The sequence below is a fragment of the Pseudarthrobacter sp. SORGH_AS 212 genome (genome assembly GCF_030818145.1).
Classification (GTDB): domain Bacteria; phylum Actinomycetota; class Actinomycetes; order Actinomycetales; family Micrococcaceae; genus Arthrobacter.
Genome location: NZ_JAUTAA010000001.1, coordinates 2,513,966 through 2,535,665, shown reverse-complemented (window position 1 = coordinate 2,535,665; position 21,700 = coordinate 2,513,966). Strand labels below are relative to the sequence as shown.

At 68.5% G+C, this 21,700-nt stretch carries 20 protein-coding genes; 9 read left to right on the top strand and 11 right to left on the bottom strand.

The features are described from left to right. Window positions 1-207 precede the first annotated feature (207 nt). Window positions 208-510 carry an antibiotic biosynthesis monooxygenase family protein gene (locus tag QE394_RS11515; RefSeq protein WP_349034557.1) on the top strand — a complete coding sequence of 101 codons (303 nt, stop codon included), beginning with the start codon at window positions 208-210 and terminating at the stop codon, window positions 508-510. Window positions 511-599: 89 nt separating this feature from the next. Continuing rightward, the gene (locus tag QE394_RS11510; protein ID WP_056081032.1) at window positions 600-1,250 is read left to right on the top strand and encodes an MBL fold metallo-hydrolase; all 651 of its coding nucleotides are present in this window, start codon (window positions 600-602) and stop codon (window positions 1,248-1,250) included. 197 nt (window positions 1,251-1,447) lie between these two features. Here QE394_RS11510 and QE394_RS11505 read toward each other — a convergent pair whose 3' ends face one another. Next, a complete protein-coding gene (locus QE394_RS11505) occupies window positions 1,448-3,343 on the bottom strand; it encodes a DEAD/DEAH box helicase (RefSeq protein WP_056081036.1) in 1,896 nt (631 codons plus the stop codon). Between the two features lie 327 nt (window positions 3,344-3,670). Here QE394_RS11505 and QE394_RS11500 point away from each other — a divergent pair, with 327 nt between their 5' ends. Next, entirely contained in the window at window positions 3,671-4,462 is a 792-nt protein-coding gene (locus QE394_RS11500) for a class I SAM-dependent methyltransferase (protein ID WP_268155644.1), read from the top strand. Window positions 4,463-4,471: 9 nt separating this feature from the next. Here QE394_RS11500 and QE394_RS11495 read toward each other — a convergent pair whose 3' ends face one another. Beyond that, window positions 4,472-5,857, bottom strand: coding sequence for an MFS transporter (locus QE394_RS11495; protein WP_349034556.1), 1,386 nt, complete (start codon window positions 5,855-5,857; stop codon window positions 4,472-4,474). Window positions 5,858-5,863: 6 nt separating this feature from the next. Next, complete coding sequence (locus QE394_RS11490) at window positions 5,864-7,138, bottom strand: CynX/NimT family MFS transporter (protein WP_056081671.1); 1,275 nt, start codon at window positions 7,136-7,138, stop codon at window positions 5,864-5,866. A gap of 270 nt (window positions 7,139-7,408) precedes the next feature. Here QE394_RS11490 and QE394_RS11485 point away from each other — a divergent pair, with 270 nt between their 5' ends. Both QE394_RS11485 and trmB read left to right on the top strand, forming a co-directional pair. Continuing rightward, window positions 7,409-7,789, top strand: coding sequence for a hypothetical protein (locus QE394_RS11485; RefSeq protein WP_349034555.1), 381 nt, complete (start codon window positions 7,409-7,411; stop codon window positions 7,787-7,789). Between the two features lie 142 nt (window positions 7,790-7,931). Beyond that, complete coding sequence (trmB, locus tag QE394_RS11480) at window positions 7,932-8,861, top strand: tRNA (guanosine(46)-N7)-methyltransferase TrmB (RefSeq protein ID WP_056081048.1); 930 nt, start codon at window positions 7,932-7,934, stop codon at window positions 8,859-8,861. Window positions 8,862-8,895: 34 nt separating this feature from the next. On the opposite strand, the gene QE394_RS11475 is transcribed toward trmB, so the two are convergent. Both QE394_RS11475 and QE394_RS11470 read right to left on the bottom strand, forming a co-directional pair. Continuing rightward, window positions 8,896-9,342 carry a hypothetical protein gene (locus tag QE394_RS11475; RefSeq protein WP_349034554.1) on the bottom strand — a complete coding sequence of 149 codons (447 nt, stop codon included), beginning with the start codon at window positions 9,340-9,342 and terminating at the stop codon, window positions 8,896-8,898. 4 nt (window positions 9,343-9,346) lie between these two features. Continuing rightward, on the bottom strand, window positions 9,347-10,927 hold the full coding sequence (locus QE394_RS11470; RefSeq protein WP_349034553.1) for a hypothetical protein: 1,581 nt from the start codon (window positions 10,925-10,927) through the stop codon (window positions 9,347-9,349). 138 nt (window positions 10,928-11,065) lie between these two features. Here QE394_RS11470 and QE394_RS11465 point away from each other — a divergent pair, with 138 nt between their 5' ends. Together QE394_RS11465 and QE394_RS11460 are read left to right on the top strand one after the other, a co-directional pair. Then, window positions 11,066-11,941 (top strand): DUF1206 domain-containing protein, encoded by an 876-nt coding sequence (locus QE394_RS11465; protein ID WP_349034552.1) that lies wholly within the window; start codon window positions 11,066-11,068, stop codon window positions 11,939-11,941. A 92-nt stretch (window positions 11,942-12,033) separates the two neighbouring features. Then, window positions 12,034-12,522 (top strand): SRPBCC family protein, encoded by a 489-nt coding sequence (locus QE394_RS11460; RefSeq protein ID WP_261619474.1) that lies wholly within the window; start codon window positions 12,034-12,036, stop codon window positions 12,520-12,522. Here QE394_RS11460 and QE394_RS11455 read toward each other — a convergent pair. Together QE394_RS11455 and QE394_RS11450 are read right to left on the bottom strand one after the other, a co-directional pair. Continuing rightward, window positions 12,519-13,274, bottom strand: coding sequence for a zf-HC2 domain-containing protein (locus QE394_RS11455; protein WP_349034551.1), 756 nt, complete (start codon window positions 13,272-13,274; stop codon window positions 12,519-12,521). The two genes, QE394_RS11460 and QE394_RS11455, sit on opposite strands and share 4 nt — an antisense overlap. Further along, window positions 13,271-13,771 (bottom strand): sigma-70 family RNA polymerase sigma factor, encoded by a 501-nt coding sequence (locus QE394_RS11450; protein ID WP_056081067.1) that lies wholly within the window; start codon window positions 13,769-13,771, stop codon window positions 13,271-13,273. Before QE394_RS11450 ends, QE394_RS11455 begins: the two co-directional genes overlap by 4 nt. Before the next feature lie 178 nt (window positions 13,772-13,949). Between QE394_RS11450 and QE394_RS11445 the strand changes: the two genes are divergently transcribed. After that, the gene (locus tag QE394_RS11445) at window positions 13,950-14,498 is read left to right on the top strand and encodes a hypothetical protein (RefSeq protein WP_349034550.1); all 549 of its coding nucleotides are present in this window, start codon (window positions 13,950-13,952) and stop codon (window positions 14,496-14,498) included. A gap of 96 nt (window positions 14,499-14,594) precedes the next feature. Here QE394_RS11445 and QE394_RS11440 read toward each other — a convergent pair whose 3' ends face one another. The 4 genes from QE394_RS11440 to QE394_RS11425 all read right to left on the bottom strand — a co-directional run bounded on the left by QE394_RS11440 (window position 14,595) and on the right by QE394_RS11425 (window position 17,847). Beyond that, complete coding sequence (locus QE394_RS11440; protein WP_349034549.1) at window positions 14,595-15,392, bottom strand: hypothetical protein; 798 nt, start codon at window positions 15,390-15,392, stop codon at window positions 14,595-14,597. Continuing rightward, complete coding sequence (locus QE394_RS11435; RefSeq protein WP_349034548.1) at window positions 15,385-15,963, bottom strand: RNA polymerase sigma factor; 579 nt, start codon at window positions 15,961-15,963, stop codon at window positions 15,385-15,387. The genes QE394_RS11440 and QE394_RS11435 overlap by 8 nt, the downstream gene beginning before the upstream one ends. A 130-nt stretch (window positions 15,964-16,093) precedes the next feature. Beyond that, entirely contained in the window at window positions 16,094-16,840 is a 747-nt protein-coding gene (locus QE394_RS11430; RefSeq protein ID WP_349034547.1) for a protein tyrosine phosphatase, read from the bottom strand. A gap of 155 nt (window positions 16,841-16,995) precedes the next feature. Next, window positions 16,996-17,847: a hypothetical protein gene (locus QE394_RS11425; protein ID WP_349034546.1), complete on the bottom strand. Its 852-nt coding sequence runs from the start codon at window positions 17,845-17,847 to the stop codon at window positions 16,996-16,998. 217 nt (window positions 17,848-18,064) lie between these two features. Here QE394_RS11425 and QE394_RS11420 point away from each other — a divergent pair, with 217 nt between their 5' ends. Continuing rightward, on the top strand, window positions 18,065-21,649 hold the full coding sequence (locus QE394_RS11420) for a DEAD/DEAH box helicase (protein ID WP_349034545.1): 3,585 nt from the start codon (window positions 18,065-18,067) through the stop codon (window positions 21,647-21,649). Window positions 21,650-21,700 lie beyond the last annotated feature (51 nt).

Genomic DNA, 21,700 nt, shown 5'->3' with positions numbered 1-21,700 from the left:
GCATTGAGTCTGGCTTGGCTTTCGACGCTATCAACGGGTGCCCGGAAGGGCAGACTTTTATGAATCCGGTCACGGCTGCCCGTGATGCGGCCAACGGCCGAAATTGCGCGGATGCACCCGGGTTCGCAGGGAAGAAAGCGGTCCCCGAGCTGGTTGCAGCAGTAAGGTTGGCTGGATCGGCCCTACTCCCACAAGCCAAGGAGCACCATGCCCGCCATTGTCCATTTTGAGGTCCGGATCGATCCCGCACGCCGGGACGAGGCCGCGAAGTATCTGGCCGAAACACTCGCCGCCACCCGCGCCTGGCCGGGCAACCAGGGCATCGAGGCGCTGGTGGACGACGCCGATCCCTGCCATATCCTGGTGGTGGAAACCTGGGCCACCACGCAGGACCACGACGACTACGCAGCCTGGCGCACTACCCCGGAGGGCAAGAGCTCCCTGGGCGAGATCCTGGCCGCTCCGCCGTCCAAGCAGGTCTACTCGGAAACCCTGCCGCTGGGGCTGTAGCGCCTGCAGGACTGCTGCTGGCCCGACAGCGCCCGCAAGGCAGCACGGATGCCGGAGACCCGGCACCCGGCGTCCCTAGACTGAAGCCTATGGACTCACTTCTGTACGACCTGCCGGCACTGACCATCCGCAGCATCTCCGTCAGCGAGATGGACAACAACGTGTACCTGCTGACGGCGAAGGCAAGCGGCGCACAACTGCTGATTGACGCCGCCGACGACCTCCCGGCCATCCGGCAACTGATAGCGGACGGCGCTGCGGACACCAAGGCCGGACCGCGCCTCGCCCTCATCGCCACCACGCACCAGCACTGGGACCACGTGAGGGCGCTGAAGGAACTCGTGGAGGCTACGGGGGCGCGCACCGCCGCGGGAACGGACGACGCCGAGGCGCTGCCCGTTCCGGTGGATGTCCGCCTCAGCCACGGCGACGTGGGTAACTTCGACGGGTTCAACGTGACGGCAGTGCACCTGCGCGGCCACACCCCGGGCTCGATCGCGTTTGTCTACGAGGACCCTGAAGGGCCGGCGCACATCTTCTCCGGCGACTCACTGTTCCCGGGCGGCGTGGGCAACACCCAGAAGGACCCGGAACGGTTCGCCCAACTCCTGAGCGACGTGGCGGAGCGGCTGTTCAACGCCTACCCGGACACCGCCGTCGTCCATCCCGGCCATGGCAAGCCCACCACCCTGGGCGCCGAACGGCCGCACCTGGAGGAATGGCGCGCCCGCGGCTGGTAACCCTTAAACGCATTGAGTGCTCCGTAACTGCCCTTATGAACGTTCTAAAGGGCAGTTACAGAGCACTCAATGGTGATAAACAGGGGCCACGACCGCCGGGTTCCCTGACCTTGGATCCGCTCCGGCGAGGGACCCGCCCGGGCTTGCGAGGGCAGGGAGCCGGTGTGGCCGTGCGAGGTTAGGGAGCGGTTGGGGACTTAGCGGCCGCGGCGCTCGTTCGACGCAGGCGCGGAAGCGCGGCGGGGACCGCTGCGCGCGGGACGGCCGGAACCGTTGCCCGAGCCGCCGTTGCCGGCGCTGTACGAGCCACCCGAGGTGCCACCGGTGTTGGAGGACCAGACTGCCTTGGAACCGCCGCTGGCTGCTCCGGCGGAACGCTGGCCACGGCCACCGGACGCACCGGCTGCAGCACGCTGGCCGGTTGCCGGACGTCCGCTGCGCTGCCCGCCGCCCGAAGCGGGACGGCCGGATCCGCCGCGGGGTGCCTCGCTGCGGGTAATGCGTGAATCGGTGCGGCCCTCCGAAGAGCGTCCGTCCGAACCGCGGCCGGACGCTGCGCGGCCGCCTGCTGCGGGGACGTCGTTGCGGTGGGTGCTGGCGGTGCCACGGCCGCGGGCATTGCGCCGGGCAGCTGCTGCCGCCACGGAGCGGTCCTCGTTCTGCTCCCGCACGGCGTCGACGGCGGCGCGGGCCTCGGTGCGGCCTTCGAAGGCAGCAGCGCGGCGCTGGGCACGCGGGACGTCGGTGCGGGCGGGTTCGGCGGAGACCTTGCCCCGGCCGCCACGGCCGCCACGGCCACCGGCCGACGGAGACGCCTGGCGGCGGGCGCGCTTGCGCTCAGCGTTGGCGCCGGTGGAGGTTCCGCCGCCCTGCTGCGCAGCCTTCTTGGCCAGCAGCGCAGCGCGGGTACGCGGATCGATCTTGTCAGCCATTTCGCCCACCAGTTCGGCGACCAGCGGGGAGTTCGCGGTGACGCGTTCGAAGCTGACCTCCACGCCGGCAGCCTTCATCAGCTTCTTCACGTCGGACTGCTGTTCCGGCAGGGTCAGCGTGACAACGGTGCCGTCGGAACCGGCGCGGGCGGTACGGCCAGAGCGGTGCAGGTACGCCTTGTGCTCGGTGGGCGGGTCAACGTGGATGACCAGTTCGACGTCGTCCACGTGCACACCGCGGGCGGCGACGTCGGTGGCCACCAGGACACGGACGTCACCGTTGGAGAATTCGGCCAGGTTGCGGTCACGGGCGTTCTGCGAGAGGTTGCCGTGCAGGTCGACGGCGGGGATCCCGGCATCGGTGAGGGTCTTGGCCAGCTTGCGGGCGTGGTGCTTGGTCCGCATGAAGAGGACGCGGCGGCCGGCGCCGGAGGCGAGCTCCACGATCAGCTGCTTCTTGACGGTCTGGTCGTTGACCACCAGCACGTGGTGTTCCATGGTGGTCACCGCGGCCTGCGGGTCGTCCACGGAGTGGGTCAGCGGGTTGGACAGGTAGCGCTGGACGATCTTGTCCACGCCGTTGTCCAGGGTGGCGGAGAAGAGCAGGCGCTGGCCCTGGCTGGGGGTCATGTCCATGAGCTTCTTGACCACGGGCAGGAAGCCGAGGTCCGCCATGTGGTCTGCCTCGTCGAGGACGGTGATTTCCACGGCTTCGAGGGTGAGGATGCGCTGGCGGATCAGGTCCTCCAGGCGGCCGGGGCAGGCGATGACGATGTCGACGCCGGCGCGCAGCGCCTTCTCCTGGCGGGCCTGGGAGATGCCGCCGTAGATCACGGTGGTGTTCAGGCCGGCGGCCTTGGCCAGCGGCTCGATGGTGGCGTTGATCTGGGTGGCCAGCTCACGGGTAGGTGCCAGCACCAGGCCCATGGGGCGGCCGGGCTTGCGGAAGTGCTTGGCTTCCCGCTCAGCGAGTCTTGCTACAAGCGGGATAGCGAAAGCGATGGTTTTACCGGAGCCGGTCCGGCCGCGGCCCAGGACGTCACGTCCGGAGAGGGTATCCGGAAGGGTCTTGACCTGGATAGGGAACGGCTCAACAATTCCCTGTGCGGTAAGGGTGTCTGCAAGCGCCTTGGGAGTTCCGAGGGCAGCGAAAGTAGTCATGTATTTATACGGTCTTTCAGGCGGTATCCAGGCGGATATCGGCCCCCGGCGCCGGTTGGACCAGGGGTTCGCCGAAGAAAAGTCAGGTGATCAACCGTTCTGCTGCATAAAGGGGCAGCCAGCCGGGACCAAATGGAACGCGTTCATCGACGCAGGATGTGCCTCTCACATGAAAAAAGCCCTGTCCCTAAATGAAGGGTTACCAGGGCATCACTGCACATCAAGTTCCACCATCGTAGCATCCCTGCCCCGTCGACGTATAAGTGGCGGCCTCCGGGGCCGCTTCAGGGCGTTGCCCTGCCGGGTGGCACAAGGCAGGGTTGAGGCATGAGCGAACATGCGGCGCACCACCATGACACGCACGACGACGGCGCCCCCACCGGCGGACACGGCACCAGCGCGGACCACCACAGTGCTGACGGCACCAGCGCGGCCCATAACGGAACTGAAGGTGCCAGGGCTGCCATCGATCCGGCCGCGGCCTGGGACGAGCGGTACCGCACCAAGACGCAGCTCTGGAGCGGAAACCCGAACCCCCAGCTGGTCCGCGAGGCCGGCGGCCTGAAGCCGGGACATGCGCTGGAACTGGGCTGCGGCGAAGGTGCCGACGCCATCTGGCTGGCCCATCACGGCTGGACGGTCACCGCCGTCGACGTCTCAGCGGTTGCCCTGGAACGGGCGCAGTCCCACGAAAAAGCCGTGTTCGCGCGCGAAAGCGTGCAGGCTGCAGAGGCTGTGCCGGCCAGCCGCATCACGTGGCAGCAGGCCGACCTGGAGCAGTGGCAGCCCGAGGGCGCCTTCGATTTGGTGACCTCACAGTTCCTGCACTCCGAGGAACTCGACTGGCGGCTTCCGCTCCGGACCGCAGCAGCAGCCGTCAAGCCCGGCGGGACGCTCCTGGTGGTTGGGCACCACCCGGACCGGCTGCCGCCGTGGGGCGGCGGGCACCACCACGGGGACATGTTCTACAAGGGCGAGGACCTGGTCCGGGAACTGTCGTTGGAGGGCCCGGGCTGGCAGGTGGAAGTGCTGACCAGCCGGGAGCGCCCGGTCACGGGGCCGGAGGGCCAGCAGGCCACTATCGCTGACGTCGTGCTGCGGGCCACCCGGCTCCCCTGACCGGCAGGGTCAGCCCGCGCGGGAGGTGACCCGCGGTGCCACCACAGCCGCGGCGACGCCCACCAGCGCAGCGAAGGTGAAGACGCCGGCGAAGGAGGCCGCCGTCGTCGTGAACGCCGTGAAGACGATGCCCGTGGTGGCCAGGGCCAGCGCCCCGCCGAGGGAGTCGGAAATGGACATGGCCGAGGAGTTGAAGCCTTCGTTGTCCTTCGTGGACAGTGCCAGCGTCATCACGCTGAGCCGCGGATAAAGCAGGCCCATGCCGCCGCCCGCGAAGATCCAACCCACGATGGCGACGGCCGCGGGCCAGTGCAGCGCGGTGGTGGCCAGAGCGAGGATCACCGCGCCGAGGACCATGAATGCCCCGGTGCTGACGGCGCCGGGGTTGGACAGCCGGTCGCCCAGCCGGCCCTGCACCGCCGCGGCTGCCGCCCAGGCGAGCGCGCCACCGGTGAGGGTGAGGCCGGCGAAGGTGGGCGGGAAGCCATACTGCTCGATCAGCAGGTACGGCAGGTAGACCTCGGCGCCGAAGAACGAGGCTGAAGCGAGTCCGCGGGCCAGGATGACGCTCGGCAGCCCGCGGCGGGCGAGGAGGGTGCCGCGGGGAACCAGTGGCCGGACGGCGGCAAGGGCAAGCGCGACGGCGGCGACGGCCAGGACCGCGGTGGCAGCCGGAAAGCCCTGGATACGGACCTCGGCGGACAGGTTCAGGCCCAGCACCGCGACTGCGGCGAGCGCCGCCCAACCCAGCCGGCCGATGGCCCAGGGCGTTGCAGCTGCCGCCGCTCCCGGCCGGTCCATCCCCTTCAGCACCGGGGCGATCATGAGCAAGGCCGGAATGACGAGGCCCACCACGCCGAGGAAGACCCAGTGCCAGCTGAAGACCTGCGCCACGATGCCGGCGGCAAACGGTCCCACGAGCGACGGGATCACCCAAGCGGCGGAGAACGCCGCGAAGATCTTCGGGTGGAGCGTGCCAGGAAAAATCCGCGCCACCAGGACGTAGAGCGCCACTGTCAGGGCGCCGCCGCCGAGGCCCTGGACCAGCCTTCCGGCCACGAGCATCGGCATGGACGCGGCGGTGCCCGCGATCAGGAGGCCGGCCACGAACAGAGCCACAGAGGCGTAGAGGGGGACGGTGGGGCCGCGGCGGTCGGACCAGTTGCCGGCGGCCACATTGCCGATCACCCCCGCGGCCAGGGGGCCGGCGAAGGCGAGGGCGTAGAGGCTTGCACCGTCCAGTTCGCGGCTGACCAGCGGCATGATGGTGGTGACCGCCAGCGATTCGAAGGCAGCAAGGAACACCAGCGCGCAGGTCCCCACAGTGACCCACAGGTAGGGCCGCTGGAGGATGCCGGCCGTGCGCTCCGTGGCGGGGAGGGTGGAGCGGCGCACTGTCCCCTACCCCACGTACCGGCTGCGGCCGGCGCGGTAGCCAAAGACGGCGGCCAGCAGCCCCACCGCGAGGAACAGGAAACCGGCGGCGGTAAAGGACCCCGTCCCCTGGTGCAGTTGCCCCACCATCAGGGTCCCGGTGGAGCCCAGGCCGTACCCGACGCCCTGCATCATGCCCGACAGGTGCGCGGCAGTGTGCCCGTCGCGGGTGCGGAGCATGATCATGGTGAGGGCCACAGCGGTAAGGCTGCCCTGCCCCAGCCCCAGCAGGCCTGCCCACACCCAGACCAGGTCCAGGGGCCCGAAGATGCTCAGCGCGAAGCCGCCGCCGGTCATCAGGGCAACAACGGTATTGATGGCACGCTGGTCCCGGAACCTCGCCGCCAGCGCGGGGGCGAACAGCGAACCCAGCATCTGCAGCACGATGCTCACCGAGACGATCAGCCCGGCAGTGGCGCCGTCCACGCCGCGTTCCCGCAGGATGGGGGCCAGCCAGGCGAAGACGCTGAAAGACATCATGGCCTGCAGCACCATGAAGATGGTGACCTGCCAAGCCACCGCGGAACGCCACACGTTCACGCCGTCCCTGACAGCCGGGTGCCGGGCAGGGTGCTGGCGCAGGGCCACCGGGAGGAACAGGAGAAGGACGACGGCGGCCGGCAGCGCCCAGAACCACAGCGCCACGGTCCACTCCCCTGCTGCCGCGTAGACCGGGTAGGTGAAGCCGGCCCCCAGCGCCGCCGAGGCACAGATGGCCGTGGTGTACAGGCCGCCCATCAGGCCCAGCCGGTGCGGGAAGTCGCGTTTGACCAGGCCGGGGAGCAGGACGTTGCACAGGGCGATGGCCGCACCGCAGGCCGCAGTTCCGGCGAGGAGGCCGGGCAGGTGGCCGCCGGGAAGTCCGGGGTCGGCCGGGCGCAGCAGCAGCCCCGCGGTCAGCACGGCCATGGCACCGAGCAGCACGCGTTCGGCGCCGAACCTCCGCGCCAGCACCGGGGCCAGCGGCGCGAACACCCCCAGCAGGGTGACCGGCACCGTCGTCAGCACCACGATGGCCCACCCGGGCAACGACGCCTGCGCCGTGATCTCGGGAAGTACCGCAGAGAAACTGGAGAAGACGGTCCGGAGGTTCAGCCCGATCAGCACCAGGCACAGTCCCAGGTAGGCCAGTTGCCGGCGGTTCCCCACCCGGGTGGGTCCGGGGGCGGGCGCCTCATCAGCCTCGGCGTCGATGAGGCCGATGGAATCCTTGGGTGGCGCGGGGTCCTTCGCCGCCTTCAGGCCAGGTTTCCTTGCCCCGGCATTCGTTGCTTCGGTCACCCGCCCATTCTTGCAGCACCGACGCCGGCGGATCCCCGCCAGGCTCCGGCAACTTGCCGCCGCCACCCCACACCCGGAGGTTATCCACATACGGGAGCCGATGGCTTATGGACCGGCCGGCGCTTTCCTAGTTTGGAGACGCGGACCAGTGCCAAACGAAGTCCTCTACCCGTCCACTGCCCTACCCGTCCATTGCCCAACTACCGGCCAATCCGGCCCAGCAGGGAGAACATGAGCGCGCAGCCCTTTCAAGAGTCCATTCCGCCCGTCCCCGGACAGTCGGTTTCCGCCAAGGCCATCGCCAGCCTGGTGCTGTCCATCGTGGCACCGGCCACACTCTACATTTCCAGTCCCTTGGCGTTTATCGCCGTGCTGATGACCTACCCGGATGAAGGCCCGTCGCACGCGCCCTGGGTGGCGCCGTTGGTCTTCCTGAGCCTGCCACTGGCCTGCTGGCTCGTGTCCGTCCCATTGGCTGTATCCGTCATCAGGAAGTCCATAGGCCGATCGGGCGGTTGGGGGCTGGCGGTGGCATCACTCTGGGTGTCCGGCGTCCTCTCCGTGATCGCCCTGGTCCTCTCGCTGAGGTATGTGCCCATGCTGTTCTACTGATCCCGCAGGGTCCATCCGGGTTCGCGAGTCCATCCGGCGGGCTCCGATGGGGCCGGGCGGCAGCAGCGGTGCAGCGGGCGGCGGGGCCGGCCAAGCAGGGCCGGGCGGGCGGCCGGCGTTGCCTGCCGGTATTCTGGAAGGGATGAGCGATTCCCCCGAAAACCCCCAGCAGCCGCATGTCCCGAGGCCGGTGACGCCCGGAACGCAGGCGTCCTTCGGCACCTACGGTGGCCGGCCGGTCAGCTTCGTGCGCCGCGGCACCCGTCTCCAGGGCCGGCGCCAGACCGCCTGGGAGGAGCACGCAGAACGGTGGGCCGTCGACGTCCCCCGGCACGTCGCCAACACGTCGGTCCACCCGGATTACACGTTCGACGCCGAGGCGGAGTTTGGCCGCAAGGCGCCGCTGGTGGTGGAAATCGGCTCGGGCCTGGGCGATGCCATCTGCCACGCCGCCGAACAGAACCCGGACACGGACTTCCTGGCTGTTGAGGTCTACACGCCCGGCCTGGCCAACACCATCATCAAGATCAACGGCCGGGGCCTCACCAACGTCCGCGTGGTGGAGGCCAACGCCCCCGAGGTGCTGGCCACCATGCTGCCCGAAGGCTCCGTCGATGAACTCTGGGTCTTCTTCCCGGACCCCTGGCACAAGTCCCGGCACCACAAGCGCCGGCTCATCCAGCCGGAGTTCGCCGGGCTGGCATCCCGTGCACTGAAGCCCGGCGGACTGTTCCGGATTGCCACTGACTGGTCCAACTACGCCATCCACGTCCGCGATGTGATGGCAGGGTCCGCCGACTTCGAGAACCTGCACACCGGCGAGCGCCGCGGACCGGAGAGTCCGCTGACGCAGGTGTGGCAGTCCGGCGTCGAATCAGTGGTGGGCGGCGCCCCTGTCCGAGAGGGCCGCGCGCCGGTCAGTACCGGGCACACCGGCCCCAACGAGGGCGTGGACGAGACCGGCGGCTGGGCTCCCCGGTTCGAAGGCAGGATCAGGACCAGCTTCGAGGCGAAAGCCCACGAAGCCGGCCGGTTGATCTTCGATCTCTGCTACCGCAGGCGCCAAGCCTGACAGCCGGGGGCTGGAACCACGCCGGCAGAAGGACTCAGCTGACGCTGATGGCGGCGACGACGTCTTTGAGCAGGTCCAGGCGCGGCTCCGCTTCAGGGCTGGTGTAGGGCCAGATCACCACGACGCCGATGAACCGGCCGTTTTCCAGCACGCCTACCGTCGCGGCTACTTTGGGTGACCCCTGGGCGTCGCTGTAGCCCGCCACCACGGCGTACGCTGACTTGCCGGGCAGGCCGAGCTCGCCTTCAGCCAGCAGTGTGCCGCCGCGCTCCTCCAGGTAGAACCCAGCCATCAGGTGCGCCCAGCCCGTGGCCTGCGGCGCGTCCTGCACCGAGTTGTCGTCCTTGATGACCGTGACCAGGACTCCGCACAGCAGGCCGTACTGCTCGGTGTTGGGACCGGCGCTGGAATCATCCAGGACCTGGGTGTACTCAGGGAAGTCTGCGGTAAACCCCAGCGGGGATTCGATGTGCACTGACATGGGTTCAGAGCCTCTCGAGCTTGGTGTCGTTGGGGACCTTATAGTACGTGGACACGTTGGTGGTGGCAGAACTCTCGGTCTTGACCTCCACCTCGCCCAGCTTCACGTCGAAGCCGGCCTCGTTGGATGCTGTCACCACACTGTTGACCTGGACGGTGGCCGAGCCGGCCTCGTACAGCTTGGCGGCGTCTTGCGCTGCTCCGTAGTCGTTGCCCAGGGCGACGTTGCGCAGGTAGCTGTCCACCACGGCGCGGTTCTCAGGGGTGTAGTCCACGTTGATCTTCACGGTGCCCTGCGTTCCCGCGGACACGGAGGATTCCACCTTGGCAGCCTTCACGTCGGTGCCCTCGGTAACGCCCTGCGCTACGGTGCCTTCCATCGAGACCGTCACGGAATCGATGTTGTTGCCCTTGTCCATGTTGACCTGCAGGCCGCCCTTGCCGGAAGCCTCGAACGTCCGTCCGTCCAGGTTGAGTTTGCCCTGGGCTGACACTTCGCCGCTGGCGGTCGCCATGCCGTCCGTGAGGTTCCGTTCGTAGGAGAGGTCCAGCTTGGCTGAACCGGAGGCTGCCCCGCTCTCGCCCTCTGCCTCGAGGGACAGCGTGCCCTTGGCCTTGTCCGTCTGGCCGGTTGAGCCGTTGTCTCCGGCGGCATCGTTGATGGTGTCCAGGACGTAGCCGGGCGGGTTGCCGGCAACGTCCTTGATGTCGCCGATGCTGTCCGGCGGCAGGTCCTTGTACATCTGGGCCCGCGCCGCCATGGCTTCCTCCACGCTGCCGAACGTGTACTCCCGCGAGACTTCGCCGCTCAGGGTGACGCCGGCCGTGCCCGAGGTGTCATTGACGCCCAGGCCCATGTTTCCGTAGACCTTCATGGTGGCGGAACCGTCCGCGTTCTCCACCACCTCGGTGCCCACTTCGGCGCCGCCGTGCACCCAGGCGACACGTGCCTCGATGGAGGCCTTGCCGGTCTCCGTGTAGACCGGAATGTCTGCTTTGGCCAGTTCCTGCAGGTGCTCCTTGGCCTGCTGCTGCGCGGACTCGGGAATGCCACCGTCCATGCGCATGAGGTCCTTGGCGAAGGGGCCGTCCTCGCCTTCGCCCTCGATCAGGTACTTCCGGTCCGCCTCGGACAGGCCTGCCCACCACTTGGCCTGCTCCTCGGGGCTGGCGTCCAGCATCCGGTCCAGGCCGGACTCAAGTTCCTTGCGGTGTTCGGCGGCGGCCGCCGCTGCGGCGGCCTGTTCCTGCAGCCAGTCCCTCGCCTGCCCGGCCAGGGACTTGATCCGGTCCCAGGTGCCGCCCCCGCCGCCTCCGCCGGAGGAGTTGGAAGACTTCTCCTGCTCGTCCGCGTGCTTCATCAGGATCTTGGAGTTGGCCCGGAGGCTGGAGACCACCTTTTCCAGGTTGGGCCGGTGGCTGGAGCTCCAGTCCTGGCGGAAACGGGCGCCGTCGGCCCCTTTCCACGGTGCGGACTGGATCTGGCCCTGCAGCGAACCTGCGCGGCTGCTCAGCAGGGAGGCGGCCTGGTCCACTGCCTTGGCCAGCGCCCGCAGCTGGCTGACGTCAGCGCCGTAAAAAGTCATGGTGTTCCCCCGGGTGGTTCGCGGTGAGTGTGAATCGCTGAAGCTTATGGTTGCACAACCACCGGACCGGGGCGATGGGGATCCCTCCCCATCACCCGGACCCGTGGCACGATTACCTTATGTGGGGCACGCATACCGGTGAACCACAGCGCCGCCGCCCGGCGCACGCACAAAGGAACTGCCATCAAAAGAGAACTCAAGCAGGCCGCCGATGCGGCTGAAGACGTCACCAACTCACGTGCACTGGAAGTGCTGGCCAGGGCGGGATTCGCGGCCAGCGGCATACTGCACCTCCTGGTGGGTGCCATAGCCATCCGCCTCGCCACCGGGGGAACCGGCAGCGCGGACTTCAGCGGAGCCGTGGCCGAGCTGGCCACCCAGCCTGCCGGACCGTTCCTGCTGTGGGCCAGCTTCGCCGCCTGCGCAGCCCTGGCCATCTGGCAGGCCAGCGATGCGATCTTCGACTACACACACCTTCCCGCAAAGCAGAAAGCCGCCAACAAGGCGAAGGCCGCAGCGCAGGCAGTGGTGTTCGCCGGCATGGCCCTGACGTTGATGTCCTTTGCCATGGGCACGGGATCCGATGGTGACAACCGAAAAGCCGCCAGCGACCTGACCTTCTCGCTGATGAAGGCTCCGGGCGGCGTCGCCCTCCTGGTACTGCTGGGGACCGCCATCGCCGTCACCGGCGTCGTGTACGCCATCCGCGGGCTGCGGAAATCCTTCGAAAAGCACCTGGTGTTGCCCAGCAATCCCACCGCCAGGACCGCTGTCACGGTGCTGGGTGTCGCCGGCTACGTGGCCAAGGGGACGGTGCTGTTGCTGACCGGGCTGCTGATCGCCATTGCCGCGTGGCAATCCCATCCGGAGCAGTCCACAGGCCTGGACGGCGGCCTGCGCGGCCTGCGGGACCAGCCCCTGGGGATCTATCTCCTGGCTGCGGTGGGGGCAGGGCTGATTTGCTACGGCGTGTTCATGATCGTGCGGGCCAGGATCGCACGGATGATCAAGTAGTCCCGCAGGACGTACCGGAGGTGGCCGGGCACGGGCGCCTCCGGTACGGTCCGGCGCGGCCGGAGTGCTGCCTGTGTCGCTAGGGTTGGACCATGCCCCAGGTACGCGCTGAACGCCATATCCGCACCGACCCGGAGACGGCCTTCGCCTTCTCCCAGACCACGGGTTCCTTCCGGTTGAAATGGGACCCGTTCATCTCCGCGCAGGGATTCCTGGACGGCGCAGCCCAGGCCGGCAAAGGAGTCAGGACCCGGACGCGGTCCCGCCTGGGCCTGGTGATGGTCAGCGAGTACGTCTCCTATGCGCCGCCCCGGAACGTGGGCATGACCATGGTGTCCGGCCCCTGGTTCTTCGAGAACTTCGGCGGGGGCTGGCGCTTCACGGTGGACGACGGCGGAACCCGGGCCGTCTGGAAGTACACCTTTTCCTGCCGTCCGGCGCTGCTGCGGCCGGTGATGGAAAAGATCGGCACCTGGCTGCTGGGCCGGGAGATCGAAAAGCGGATCGAGGCGTTCGCACGCGCTTGCGAGGACGCCGCCCTCCAGGCGGAGTTCCGGGAACTCCGCGGCCGCACCGCCTAGGGAACGGTGATGACGGCGACCGCCTGCTGCGTCCCGTCCCGCAGCTCCACACTGGAGATTTTGCCCAGCTGGATCGGCGTGGCGCCGGTGACCTTGACCCGGCCACTGGGCGTGGCCGTCCAGGCGCATGCGCGGTCCTCGCCGCCGTCGCGGTCCCTGACCCACAGCGAGAGAGTCCCGTCGGATGGCAGGCTGCTGCCGTTGACCGCCAGTTCCGTCCCCCAGGTCTTCCGGGCCAGGTCGATGCTGAACTGCAGCCCTCCCCCGGACTGCACCGAGTAGGTGGCGTCAGGCTGCGGCGCCCGCACCAGCAGCGGCCCCACGGCCAGGCCCACCGCAAGGCAGGCAGCGGCGGCGGCGCCCGCGAGCGCTGCCCACCGTCGTCGCGCTGTCCGGCGCCGGTGCGCCAGTTCGTGCAGCAGCCGCGACTCGGGTGCCTGGTCCGGGGCCGAACCGGAGAAGGCCGTGGGCACGGCGCCGGCCAGCCCGGTCACAAGCCCGGCCTCCTTTACACCGGCCTCGGTGGCACCGGGCTCGATGGCAGCGGGCTCGGTGGCGCCGAGAACCGACGTGAGGGCCAGGGCGTCCGGCACGGGAAGGGCGTCAAGCAGCGCAGGGAGGGTCTCCAGCCCGGCGAGTTCGTCCCGGCAGGAGCGGCACTGCCGAAGGTGTGACTCGAACACCGCCCGGTCTCCGGCGTCGAGCCCGCCCAGCAGGTAGGCACCCAGGAGGTGGTGGGGGTCCTTGGTCATGGTTCCACCCCCATCTCATCCAGGATGGTCCGCAGGGCCCGCACCGCATAGTAGGCGCGGGACTTCACTGTGCCGCTGGGGATGTTGAGCTGGGCGGCGGCCTCGTTGACCGTGAAGCGGCGGTAGTGCAGGGCCACCAGGACATCCCGGTGCTCCTTGCTAAGGCGCAGGAGGGCTTCCTCGATCAGCACCCGGTTCAGCAGGCCGTCCACGCGCTCCATGACCCCGGCCTGGCGGGATGGCTCGCCCTCCAGCGTTTCGGCGGGGCGGCGCTGGGCGCGCCGGTAGTTGTCGATCATGATGTTCCTGGCCGTCCGGTAGAGGTAGCTGCGGATGCTGCCGTTGATGTCGGGCGCCTGCTGCCAGACCCGCAGCACGGTTTCCTGCACCACGTCCTCGGCCAGCTGCGGGTCCCGCGAGGCACTGAGCACGAACCGGCGCAGCGCCGTGCCGTGTTCACGGTAAAGGGACTCCACCGCATCCTCGTCGAGCGGCATCCCATCCTCCTGCCCGCGTCCATCCGCTGTTTGTCCATTCAGACGCCGTTTCCGGGCAAATGGTTCAACCACACCGGCCTACCCTGTTTTGCCGCCGCCTTGAACCATTCTTCACCCGGAGGCGTCATACCGGTTAGCGTCCGGTGATCCCACACCGGGCACCAGCAAAGGAGCAACCATGAAATCCCGTTTGGGTACAGGTTTCGCCATTTTGGCCCTCACTGCTGCACTGGCCGCCTGCGGCGGAAGCAGCGGGACCGCACCGGCCTCCAGCCCGGCCGGAACGGCAAGCGCCCCGGCCACGTCCGCTGCGTCCGCTTCGCCGTCCGCCACCTCCACCGGCACGTCAAGTGCCGCCGTCGACCTCAAGACGGCGTCCTCCAGTGCGGGCACCATCGTGGTGGACGCCAAGGGCATGAGCGTCTATTTCTTCACAAAGGACACCAAGGACTCCGGTACCAGCGCCTGTGCTGATGCCTGCCTGAAGGCGTGGCCGCCGCTGACCACCACGTCCGCCACACCGTCGGCCGACGGTGTGACCGGGAAGCTGGGCACCATCACCACCGCGGACGGCAAGCAGCAGGTAACGCTTGAGGGCATGCCGCTGTACTACTTCGCCAAGGACACCAAGCCCGGCGACGTCCTGGGCCAGGGCGTCAACAACGTCTGGTACCTGGCAGACCCATCCGGCAGCATGATCCAGACGGCCAGCGGCGCCGCCTATTAGGGGCGGCCTGCCGGGCCCTTATGCTCGTGGGCACAGGTCTCGTAGGCAAAGGTCCGCGGGTACAGGTTTTCGGGCACAAAGACGGGCTGCAGGCGCCTATTGGTGGGGGGCCGCCGGAAGCGTGGTGGGCAGCGGAAGCTGCGGCACTTCCGGCAGTGGCACCTGCGGCCGCTGGGGCAGCCTGTCCGTGACCTCGGTGGGGACGGCCGTGGGCAGCGACCCCGGCGCCGGTACGCCCGCAGGCTTGCCCGGTGTCACGGCCGGGGACGGGACGCCTTCCGGAACAGCGGGAGCGTCCGACGCCGGCGCCCCGGCAGGTGCCTCAGCCGGCACAGGAGCCGTGGGCACTGCGGCCGGGCTCACCGGTGCGGCCGGGGCGGGCGCCGCCGGTTCCCCCGGTTGCGTCGGGGGTACGGGTGCCTGCCGTTGTCCGGCGGGCCCGGATCCCGCGACGAAGGAGGTCACTGCGTGGTTGAGGTGGGTGAACGAATCGCGGATGCCCTGATCGGACGCGGCAGCAACAGCACCGCCGGCGGTCAGGGTAACGCCCAAGGTCAGTGCGGTGAGGGCGGCCCGGCGCTTCGCCCGGCGCCGCGCGGCAAGCTCGTCACCGGGTGAGCCGGTTGTGCCAGCTCGAACATCGACCGGGGCAGCAGGGGAATCCGCCGCGGCGGGTTCAGCCGGGTCAGCAGGTGCTGCGCTGGTCTCGCCGGGCCCGGCGGCATGGGCGCCTCCGAGCAATGCCGCGACGGCGGCCGAGGGCTCGGGAACTTCGGTGCCCAGGGCGCGGAGCTGCAAAAGGGCGGGGCGGAGCTGGCCGTCGTCGTCCAGGTCTGCCTCGAGCAGCAGCTGGTCAACGAAACCTTCACTGCGGGATCCTGCGGTGTCACTCATGATTCGCCTGGTTTCTTTTGAGCGTCTGTGCCTTGAGGTTTTGGAGGGCCCTGCGCTGGAGCTGCTTGATGGCTCCGGTGCTTTTGCCCATGATGGCGGCCACCTGTTCGATGGACAGGTCCGCCACTATGCGGAGGGCCAGTACTTCCTGGTGTTCATCGGCCAGCCCTTCGAGCATGGCGGCCGCCCCTCCGGTGATTCCCACCGCGTCCTCCTCCGCCGACGGGGACGTCCGGGCGTCGTCGTGGGGATCGTACGGCGTCAGGTGCGGCCTGCGCTCCAGCCGGCGGTAGTGGTCCACCATGCGGGCGTGCGCGATGGAGAAGATCAATGACTTTGCGCCCTGCAGGCCGCCCGTGAGGCTTTCGATCCTGGGGTAGAAGGCCAGGAAGACGTCCTGGGTCACGGCCTCGGGATCATCGACGCCGCGTGCTTTGAGGTAACCCTGGACCGGGCCGGCGAAGGACCGGTAGGCAGCAGCAAACAACACAGCGGGATCCGCTCCGGCAGTGTTCTCGAATTCTTCGGTTTCTGCTTGGGCCAAAGTGTCCAGCACCAGCGGCTCCTCCATTCCAGGACACGGCGTGCGCGCGCCTTTCCCGGTTCTATCTGCAGGCTGCCGGCGCGTTGCCCCGGCTGCGGCTTACCAGCCGAGGTGGACTGCGGGGGCAGGCGGCAAAGGCCGGTTCCCGCAGTCCACCCTAGCCAACTGCTGCTAGCGGGCGGAAACCGAAGGAACGTCCACGGTGTTGCCCGGGACGGCGGGAACTGCGGGCACAGCCGGGAACCTTGGGAGCGTTGTCAACGCCGGGGACGGCCGGAACAGCAGGAACGGCCGGGAGGGTGGGAACGGCCGGGAGTTCCGGGCGGTGGGCGTCGACGGCGGCGGAACCGTTGGCGGAGGCCGCGGCCTTCGCTGCGGCATCGGCGTCGGCCGCGATGTCGGCGCAGTAGCTGCCGATGTTGGCTTCGCCGTCGGCGGCGAGCTTCAGCGAGGAGAAGCCCTCGGAGGCGGTGTTCAGGCCACCGTGGGTGAAGGCGGTGCAAAGGCCGATTGCTGCGGCACCTGCGGCGTCCACGGCGGAGTTGGCCGCGGCGGACGCGGAGCCCTTGGCTGCTACGCCGTCCTCGCTGACCTTGGCGTCGGCGTCAGCGGAAGCAGTGGCGTCCGCGGAGGCGGTTGCCACTGCCGTGGAATCAGCGGCAGCCTCGACGTCTTCAGCATCAGTGCTGGCTGCGGCGCCGGCGGTGCCTTCAAGAGCGTCGGAAGCGGCGCTGGCTGCCAGCTTCGGGGCCGGAGCGCCGAAGAGTTCGTGGGCGGCCTGCTGGGCTTCGGTGGGGAGGACACCGGAAGCGGCGGCTGCGCCGGTTCCACCTACGGCCAGGGTGCCTGCTGCCAGGACTCCGGCGGCGACTTTACTGGTGGCAAGAACGGTGAACAAAGACATAAAACACTCCAAACCTTGGCGACTTGCGGGTCGGGGCCGGTGGGCCCATCACCCCCTACATCGCCGGGCAATCCGGAAAGGTTACGGGTGCTGTGAAAGTTTTTCCGGCAGCCCGGTTTCCGGGGGACCACTCGGCGTGGCCGGAAAACGCGTCCCTAGGCTTCGACCAGCCCGGCGTCTGCCTCTTCGAACTCCACGGCCGCCACGATCTCCTGGGTTTCCGGATTGATCATGAAGGCTTCGTCGTCCTCCTCGACCATGAGGAAGTCGCCGTGGTCCGTACTGAAGTACCATGCGAGGGTCTTTTCGCCGTCGTGCACGTAGTTGGGGTCACCCATGGTGATCCTGGCCAGCTCGTAGCCGGCAATGCTGCACAGTTCCCGGATGACGATTTCGAAATCGGGCGCGTCCTCCAGGGCTTCCTCGGCCGCCCTGGCCTGGCGCTCCGGCAGGTCCGGGATCTGGGCGGCGAGCTGCTGGATGTAGGGGCCCACCTCTTCGTCGTCGAGGACCAGCAGGTCCGCCTGACCGCGCAGCCACGCCGCGTTGAGGGCGGTGATGTTCTCCCGTTCGAGCAGTTCCTCGAACTCGCCGTCGAGCTCTTCCATGGCGAGGACCCCGGCCGGCACCTCGTCGTCGTCATCCAGCGGCCCGTCCAGGTAGTGCTCCGCGTCCTCGTCGGACAGGTCCCCGTAGGCTTCCACTGCGCGGTTGAACAGGTCCAGGTGGGCCGTGGCGCCCATGCCGGCCATGCCCTCCCGGATGAGGGTGTCCATCCCGGTGCGGTCAACGGACATGAAGGCGTATTGCGCGAACCCGCCCTCCAGCGCCTGGGTGAGGTAGAAATCCACGTAGTAGCTGCGGACGGCAACAGGCGACATTTCGTCAGTGGCCAGGAGCGCCGTGTGCATGGCATCCACCACGCTGACGTTGGCCGCCACGGCTTCCTCATCACTTGCTTCGATGCTGCTGCTGGTCAGGACGACGGGCTGCTGGGTGGTGATCATGGAATCCCTCACTGCTGGCTGGTACTGCGGACATTTTTCACGCTACGTCCGCAAAACTGCCGCCCCGTAGAGGGGGACATGAACGTCAGGCGAAGTTTTCATGGGAGGCCGGTGCCGGGGACCGCGGCACGGCCGGGCTGCCGGGCGAACTAAGATGGATCAGATAACCACCCGACGGACCCGGCCCTTCCGTGGGCTGCTGAAAGTAGCGCGCACCATGCCATCCCAACCGGACGAGAGTGCGGCACTGGCAATACAGACTCCCGCCATCAACGACCGCTCGCTCGCGGCCGGGCTTGCCTATGCCATGGGCAGCCGGGTCACCGGGATATCGTTCGACGCCGGCACCGGGCTCATGCTGGGCAAGGTCAGGGGAAGCGCGGACACACCGTATTCCACCACGGCCAAGCTGGTCCGCAAGGGCGGCGGGTGGAGCTGCACGGTGGGTGTGTGCAGCTGCCCGGTGCGGAAAGACTGCAAGCACGTTGCCGCCCTGCTGTTCGCGGCTGAGGACAACCCGGCCACAAGGGTCCAGCTGCTGGCCCCGTCAACGTCCACGCAGGTCTCGCACCAGCCCGGAGGGGCCGTCCTGTCCGATTGGGAGCAGGCCCTCAACCCCCTGATTGCCAAGCCTGGAACGGCAGCTGCCGGCAGCGGGGTGCCGCTGGCGCTGCAGTTCGAGGTTGAAGAACCCGCCCCGCACTTCTCCTACACCGGCCGGCGGGACCCGGTGCGCAGCGTCCGGCAGCTCAAGGCCCGGCCCGTGATCATGGGCGCCAAAGGCAAGTGGATCCGCGGCGACGTCTCCTGGAACACCCTGAACTACCTGAACTTCCGGCGGGAATCGAACCAGGAACACGTGGAGTGGCTGCAGGAATTCCTGGCTTCCCACTCGGCGGCGGCCAGCCGGATGCACAACGCCTCCGGGCTGTGGCTGGGGCTGAACTCCTACTCGGGGAAGAACCTGTGGAGCCTGCTGGCCGACGCCCGGAAGATCGGGCTTGTTCTGGTCAACTCGCGCGGCTCTGAACCCGTGCGGCTCGCCGAGGCGCCTGCCGCCGTCGCGCTTTCCCTCAGCCGGTACGGCACTCCGCTCGCGGAACCGGAACAGCCCGAGCCCGCCGCCCCGGGCAGCGGCGCGTCCGACGGCGGCCTGGAGTTGGCGCCCACCATCACTGTGGAGGGCGAAGAGATCGATCCGGCGGCCGCCGGGACCATCGGCCGGCCCGCGCACGGGATCTTCTTCACCACCGGGGAGGCGTCGTTGCCGGGCGTACCCGATCCGGACGGCGTCCTCACGCTGGCACCCCTGGAGGGCGGGCTCAGCGAGGAACTGCTGGCGTTCGTCACGGCCGGCAGCACGCTGCACATCCCGGCCAGGGATGAATCCAGGTTCCTCACCGGCTTCTACCCCAAGCTGAAGCAGACAGCGCGGGTCACGGCCCGGGACGAATCGGTGGAGCTGCCCACGCTGGCCGTTCCGTCGCTGTCCCTGCTGGCGAACTACGGCAACGACCACCGGGTCCGGCTGCACTGGGAATGGCATTACAAGAGTGGCAACCATGTGACGGCCCAGCCGTTGTGGCGGCACCCGGGCGACCAGGGCTACCGGGATGACACCGCGGAGTCCCGCATCCTGGAAGGCATCGGGCAGCCGTGGGAGGTTGTGGCCGCGCTGGGCGAGTCCTCCACCGGCGGCTGGGGCACCCCCCGGCTGGCGGCCTCGGCCGAGCTGAAGGGGCTGGACACCCTCGCCTTCACGGAAGAGGTGCTGCCGCGGCTGCGCGAAGCACGGGACGTGGACGTGGAGACGGCCGGAGATATCGCCGACTACCGCGAGGCTGAGGAAGCGCCGGTGGTGTCCATCTCCACCAAAGCCACCGAACAGCGCGACTGGTTCGACCTGGGCATCCAGATTTCGCTGGAGGGCCAGCCGGTGTCCTTCGCCGCCGTGTTCTCCGCCCTGGCGTCCGGGCAGACCAAGATGCTGCTGCCCAGCGGCGCGTACTTCTCCCTGGACCTGCCGGAACTGCACCAGCTGCGCGCCCTCATCGAAGAGGCCCGGTCGCTGCAGGACAACAAGGATGCGCCGCTGCAGATCAGCCGGTTCCAGGCGGGCCTCTGGGATGAGCTGGCGCAGCTGGGGATCGTGGACCAGCAGGCGGCCACGTGGCGCTCCGCGGTGGGTGGCCTCCTGGAGGGCGGCATGGACGGGCTGCCGTTGCCCGCTTCCCTGAACGCCGAGCTGCGCCCGTACCAGCTCGAAGGGTTCAACTGGCTCAGTTTCCTGTACAAGCACAGCCTGGGCGGAGTTCTCGCGGACGACATGGGCCTGGGCAAGACCGTGCAGGCGCTCGCCCTGATGTGCGCGGCGAAGGAACTCGCCGTCGAGGCGGCCGGGGCGGTTCCGGAAGATTCGGTTCCGGCGGATTCGGTTTCGGACGCTTCGGTTTCGGGGGCTGCGGTTCCGGAGGATTCGGCCGCGGCGGCTGGCGCTGGCTCGTCCGACGGCGGCACTGGCACCCCGGGTGCGCAGCCTGCGGACACCCGGCCTGCCGCCGTCGCGCCCTTCCTCGTGGTGGCACCCACCAGCGTGGTGGGCAACTGGGCGCTCGAAGCCGCGCGCTTCGCCCCGGGCCTCACCGTCCGCACCGTGGGCGAAACCTTTGCCAAGAGCGGGCAGGACGTGGCGGATTCCCTGGGCGGGGCCGACGTCGTGATTACCTCCTACGCGCTGTTCCGGATCGATTACGAGTCGTATGCCTCGCGCGAGTGGTCCGGGCTGGTGCTGGATGAGGCGCAGTTTGTGAAGAACCACCAGTCCAAGGCGTACCAGTGCGCCCGGAAGCTGCCGGCGGCGTTCAAGCTGGCCATCACCGGTACCCCGCTGGAGAACAACCTGATGGAGTTCTGGGCGCTGACGTCCATCGTGGCCCCCGGCCTGTTCTCCAGCCCCAAGCGCTTCGCGGAGTACTACCAGAAACCGGTGGAAAAGAACGGCGAGAAGGGCCAGCTGGAGAAGCTGCGGCGCCGGGTCCGCCCACTGATGATGCGGCGCACCAAGGACCAGGTGATCAAGGACCTGCCGCCCAAGCAGGAACAGATCCTGGAAGTGGTGCTGAACCCGCGGCACCAGAAGGTCTACCAGACGCACCTGCAGCGCGAGCGGCAGAAGATCCTGGGGCTGATCGAGGACGTCAACAAGAACAGGTTCACCATCTTCCAGTCGCTGACGCTGCTGCGGCAGCTGAGCCTGGACGTCTCGCTGGTGGACCCTGCTTTGTCCGCGGTCCGGTCGAGCAAGCTGGATGTGCTGTTCGAGCAGCTCGAGGACCTGGTGGCTGAGGGGCACCGGGCCCTGATCTTCAGCCAGTTCACCGGTTTCCTGGGGAAGGTCCGGGAGCGGCTGGACGAGGAGGAGATCGAGTACTGCTACCTCGACGGCGGCACCCGGAACCGTGCCGACGTGGTCAGCGAATTCAAGAACGGCAGCGCACCGGTGTTCCTGATCTCGCTGAAGGCCGGCGGATTCGGGCTCAACCTCACCGAAGCCGACTACGTCTTCCTGCTCGATCCGTGGTGGAACCCGGCGTCGGAGGCCCAGGCCGTGGACCGGACCCACAGGATCGGCCAGGCCCGGAACGTGATGGTGTACCGGCTCGTCGCCAAGGACACCATCGAGGAGAAGGTCATGGCGCTGAAGACCCGGAAGTCGCAGCTGTTCGCCGACGTCATGGAGGGCGATGCCCTGTCCGGCGGTGCCATCACAGCCGAGGACCTGGCGGGGCTGTTCAAGGAGTAGGCTCGCGCCGGCGCACTCTCGACACGTAAACCCCGTTCGATGCGCAGATCC

Bases quoted from the DNA above. Each gene is read 5' to 3' on its own strand.
- QE394_RS11515 (WP_349034557.1), top strand. From the start codon at position 208: ATGCCCGCCATTGTCCATTTTGAGGTCCGGATCGATCCCGCACGCCGG.
- QE394_RS11510 (WP_056081032.1), top strand. From the start codon at position 600: ATGGACTCACTTCTGTACGACCTGCCGGCACTGACCATCCGCAGCATC.
- QE394_RS11505 (WP_056081036.1), bottom strand. From the start codon at position 3,343: ATGACTACTTTCGCTGCCCTCGGAACTCCCAAGGCGCTTGCAGACACC.
- QE394_RS11500 (WP_268155644.1), top strand. From the start codon at position 3,671: ATGAGCGAACATGCGGCGCACCACCATGACACGCACGACGACGGCGCC.
- QE394_RS11485 (WP_349034555.1), top strand. From the start codon at position 7,409: ATGAGCGCGCAGCCCTTTCAAGAGTCCATTCCGCCCGTCCCCGGACAG.
- trmB (WP_056081048.1), top strand. From the start codon at position 7,932: ATGAGCGATTCCCCCGAAAACCCCCAGCAGCCGCATGTCCCGAGGCCG.
- QE394_RS11475 (WP_349034554.1), bottom strand. From the start codon at position 9,342: ATGTCAGTGCACATCGAATCCCCGCTGGGGTTTACCGCAGACTTCCCT.
- QE394_RS11470 (WP_349034553.1), bottom strand. From the start codon at position 10,927: ATGACTTTTTACGGCGCTGACGTCAGCCAGCTGCGGGCGCTGGCCAAG.
- QE394_RS11460 (WP_261619474.1), top strand. From the start codon at position 12,034: ATGCCCCAGGTACGCGCTGAACGCCATATCCGCACCGACCCGGAGACG.
- QE394_RS11455 (WP_349034551.1), bottom strand. From the start codon at position 13,274: ATGACCAAGGACCCCCACCACCTCCTGGGTGCCTACCTGCTGGGCGGG.
- QE394_RS11450 (WP_056081067.1), bottom strand. From the start codon at position 13,771: ATGCCGCTCGACGAGGATGCGGTGGAGTCCCTTTACCGTGAACACGGC.
- QE394_RS11445 (WP_349034550.1), top strand. From the start codon at position 13,950: ATGAAATCCCGTTTGGGTACAGGTTTCGCCATTTTGGCCCTCACTGCT.
- QE394_RS11440 (WP_349034549.1), bottom strand. From the start codon at position 15,392: ATGAGTGACACCGCAGGATCCCGCAGTGAAGGTTTCGTTGACCAGCTG.
- QE394_RS11435 (WP_349034548.1), bottom strand. From the start codon at position 15,963: ATGGAGGAGCCGCTGGTGCTGGACACTTTGGCCCAAGCAGAAACCGAA.
- QE394_RS11430 (WP_349034547.1), bottom strand. From the start codon at position 16,840: ATGTCTTTGTTCACCGTTCTTGCCACCAGTAAAGTCGCCGCCGGAGTC.
- QE394_RS11425 (WP_349034546.1), bottom strand. From the start codon at position 17,847: ATGATCACCACCCAGCAGCCCGTCGTCCTGACCAGCAGCAGCATCGAA.
- QE394_RS11420 (WP_349034545.1), top strand. From the start codon at position 18,065: ATGCCATCCCAACCGGACGAGAGTGCGGCACTGGCAATACAGACTCCC.